This window comes from Paenalcaligenes sp., from assembly GCF_030152715.1.
In the GTDB taxonomy this organism is placed as follows: Bacteria; Pseudomonadota; Gammaproteobacteria; order Burkholderiales; family Burkholderiaceae_B; genus Paenalcaligenes; species Paenalcaligenes hermetiae.
The window spans coordinates 1-3521 of record NZ_JASLIX010000126.1 but is presented as its reverse complement, the minus strand read 5'-3'; the positions used below and the strand labels follow the sequence as shown (position 1 = coordinate 3521).

Annotated in this window: 5 protein-coding genes; 2 read left to right on the top strand and 3 right to left on the bottom strand. The window is 48.2% G+C overall.

The genetic code is table 11. The annotated features are described in order from the left end of the window. Nucleotides 1–44: 44 nt before the first annotated feature. Nucleotides 45–857 (top strand): TOBE domain-containing protein, encoded by an 813-nt coding sequence (locus Q1V74_RS10225; RefSeq protein ID WP_300648638.1) that lies wholly within the window; start codon nt 45–47, stop codon nt 855–857. On the opposite strand, the gene Q1V74_RS10220 is transcribed toward Q1V74_RS10225, so the two are convergent. Genes Q1V74_RS10220 through modA form a run of 3 tightly spaced genes read right to left on the bottom strand, consistent with a single transcriptional unit; the run spans nt 858 to nt 3120 of the window. Further along, nucleotides 858–1604, bottom strand: a complete 747-nt coding sequence (locus tag Q1V74_RS10220; protein WP_300648636.1) for an ATP-binding cassette domain-containing protein — start codon at nt 1602–1604, stop codon at nt 858–860. 1 nt (nt 1605) lies between these two features. Next, nucleotides 1606–2283, bottom strand: coding sequence for a molybdate ABC transporter permease subunit (gene modB, locus Q1V74_RS10215; RefSeq protein WP_300648634.1), 678 nt, complete (start codon nt 2281–2283; stop codon nt 1606–1608). Between the two features lie 60 nt (nt 2284–2343). Further along, on the bottom strand, nt 2344–3120 hold the full coding sequence (gene modA, locus Q1V74_RS10210; protein ID WP_300648632.1) for a molybdate ABC transporter substrate-binding protein: 777 nt from the start codon (nt 3118–3120) through the stop codon (nt 2344–2346). A gap of 119 nt (nt 3121–3239) precedes the next feature. Between modA and Q1V74_RS10205 the strand changes: the two genes are divergently transcribed. Continuing rightward, nucleotides 3240–3521, top strand: a 282-nt coding sequence (locus Q1V74_RS10205) for a site-specific integrase (RefSeq protein WP_300648630.1), incomplete at its 3' end; no start/stop codon positions are given.

Here is a 3521-nt window from a genome sequence, read left to right as displayed (position 1 = left end):
TGCGGCTTCCATTTTTGTTACATCCACACTATTAAACCATAACCATGTCATCTGAAAACACCCCTCCTTTTGAGCTCGCTGGTTCTATCTGGTTTCGTTCTGGCAAACTGAACTGGGGCAATCCAAGGCGCATGGCGCTTTTAGCCGCGATTCATGAGCACGGCTCCATTTCCGCCGCCGCACGTCATATCGACCTGAGTTACAAAGCCGCCTGGGATGCCATTGATACCATGAACAATCTCTCAGATGAGCCTCTGGTTTTACGCACAACTGGCGGTCAGCGTGGCGGCGGGGCTTGCCTTACCCCGAAAGCACTAGAAATTCTTGAGCTCTACCAACAGCTGGACGCAGCACACCAGCGCTTTATGAATCACTTAGCCAAAGCACAACCCGGCTCAGACAAAAATCTGGAGTTACTACAAACTATGATGGTCCAAACTTCGGCTCGTAATAATTTTGCGGGCAAAATCACTAAAATCACACTCGGTGCCGTCAATGCAGAGGTCGCCTTAGACATCGGTGGCACGCAACCTATTATTGCTTCTATTACCAATGAAAGTGTAGATAGTATGGGGCTAAAAGAGGGCATGCGCGCTCTTGCTTTTCTAAAAGCCTCTTCCATTATTGTAGGTCTGCCCTCTGAAAGTAAGCTGTCTGCGCGCAACCAGCTCCAAGGAACCATTGCCTATATTGAATCTGGTGCCGTTAATGCTGAAATAGGTATCGAAATTTCTGAAAAGCACCGCATTACCGCCATCATTACCATGCAAAGCCTAGAAAATCTGAAGCTTAAGGTAGGACAACCTGCCATCGCTATTTTCAAAGCATCTAGCGTATTGCTTGGCACCATGGAATAACTAATGCGAGGCCTCTTGTACATCCACCAGTAGCTGCTCGCTACTGCGTTGGATTTCTTGGTTTAGCTCGGCGGGTGTACAGCGACCAACAATACGCCCATCGACAATACGATACACCTCATCGGCCAATACAATCGCGTCTTCAGGGTCATGCGTAATAATAATCGAGGGAATGCCCAGCCGCTTTTGCAATGTACTGAGCTCCTGGCGCATTTTTACCCGCAAGTTAATATCTAAAGCCGCCAAGGGCTCATCGAGCAACAGCATGGAGGGGCTCACCGCTAAAGCTCGCGCTAACGCGGTACGCTGCTTTTGCCCACCTGAAATTTCCCCGGGGTAATTCCCTAAAATTGGCGTTAGCTCAAAGGCATCAATCCATTTTTTTGCTTGGGAAGGCACCCATTTTTTAGACGGGTTCAGCCACCCTTTGCGCAAACCAAAACTAATATTTTGCGCGACGGTTAAATGGGGAAATAACCCATAATCCTGTAACAAGTAGGCTAAATGGCGTTGCTGCGGGCTCAGGTTTACGCCTTTTTGAGAACAAAAAAGCAAAGTGTCATTGACGACAATACTGCCCTTATCCGGTGTCATTAACCCCGAAACCGCTTGGATGGTTAATGTTTTACCCGACCCAGAGGGCCCAAACAAAGCAATGCGTTGCGCCTGACTGTCTAACTGTATATTGAGCTCAAACTGTCGCGTTGCTGAGCTTAACGAGCGCTGTATATGTATAGAAACCGCCATATTAACGAGCCCCCCGATGGCGCTGCTGCGCTGGGGTTAATAAACCAGCAAACCACAATACTGCAATACAGCTTGCCGAGGTCACTAACACTAAAATCATTGCCAGATCATCATTTCCGGCCTGCACAGCTTCGTAAATAGAAATCGACAACGTTTGCGTGCGCCCGGGTATACTGCCTGCTATCATCAGGGTCGCTCCAAACTCGCCTAAAGCCCGTGCAAAAGCAAGCAGTACCCCTGCCATGATTCCACGCATCGCCAAAGGCAAACTGACGCGAAAAAACACCTGTAAGCGGCTTAATCCCAAAACGATACCCGCATCCTCTAGCCGATAATCCACATCCTCAAAAGCGGCACGCGCAGACTTTAACACCAATGGAAAAGCCACGACAGTAGCCGCTACCACGGCGCCTTGCCACGTAAAGACCAGTTCAATCCCCCATTGAGATAACCACTGCCCTAGCCATCCACGACGCCCTAATAAAACCAAAAGGTAATAGCCAATTACAGTAGGCGGCAAAACCATTGGTAAAGTCAAAATAGAGTCCACCAAATTACATAACGGCGAGCGCCAGCGCGAGAGTAAAAAAGCCACTGCTATGCCAAAAATGGCAGCAAACAGGGTTGCCCAACCAGCGACTTTTAAAGAAAGCAGTAGGGGGATCCAAAGATCAGACATGGGGAATACCGGGCAAGAAAGGCTGCCTAAGCAGCCTTCGTCTCAAAGATAACACCAAGGTTAAGGCTTGCTAAAACCGTATTTAGCCAAAATAGCCTGACCTTCCTCTGATAACACAAAGTCTAAATAAGCCTGAGCCAGCTCATTGCGACCATCACGCTTGACCAATGCGATTGGGTATGTCACCGGCACAGTGGTTTCTAGCTCTTGTACCACATTGACCTTGTCTTTCATAATGGCGGCGTCTGTAGCAAACACAAACCCGGCATCCACTTCGCCACGGGCCACATAATCTAAGACCTGACGCACATTCTGCCCAAGGACTTTACGGCTTTCTACAGCCTGCCAATCGCCAGATTTTTCTAAGGAACCCTGGGTATAACGCCCAACGGGCACAGTAGCAGGATTACCATACGCTACACGTGTGACATCCTCTTTAGCTAAATCGGCTAAGCTCTGGATGTTTTTTGGGTTATCACTCGGTACAATAAGCACTACACCATTTTGCACAAAATCCTTGCGCGTATCGGCATCAATGGCTCCCGCTTCGATGGCTTTGTCCATCGCTTTTTGGTCTGCAGACGCAAATACATCCACAGGAGCACCGTTGACGATTTGCTGCATCAACACATCCGAAGCCGCAAAACTGTTCAATACCTGTGTGCCCTCGTGCTGTTTTTGAAAATGTTCGCCCACCTCTTTGAGTGCATTGGTTAAGCTAGCCGCTGCGGATACCACTAGATCTGCGGCTTGTGCTGGCGCCGATACAAAAGAAAATGCTACTGCACCAACGGTTAAAACACGACTGAGCGATTTTTTAAGCGATAATTTCACCATGGACTCCTTGTGTAGGATTGACTTGCGCTATAGTTAACAATTTGTTGGGGTAGTTTACCATCCCTATATATATAGGTATATAGCTATCTTAATTGGAAGACAACCTCTTCTTTTCCGTCATGGCTTTTATCGAAGCATTTATTCGTTTTTTACGGCAACAAGCCTTATCCGAGCATACGCTTGCCGCCTACCTGCGCGATTTACAACAGCTAAAGCACTGGCTTGATCAGCAGTCCTTTTCCCAAGACTTAACCAAGGTCTCTACCGAGCAGCTTCAAGCATGGCTAGATGACCCTACCGCCAACGCTTCGCCCAGTACGGTTAACCGACGTATTGCTAGTATCAAGAAGTTTTTCCATTGGCTCTGTGACCAAGACCCAACGTATCACAATCCAGCAGAA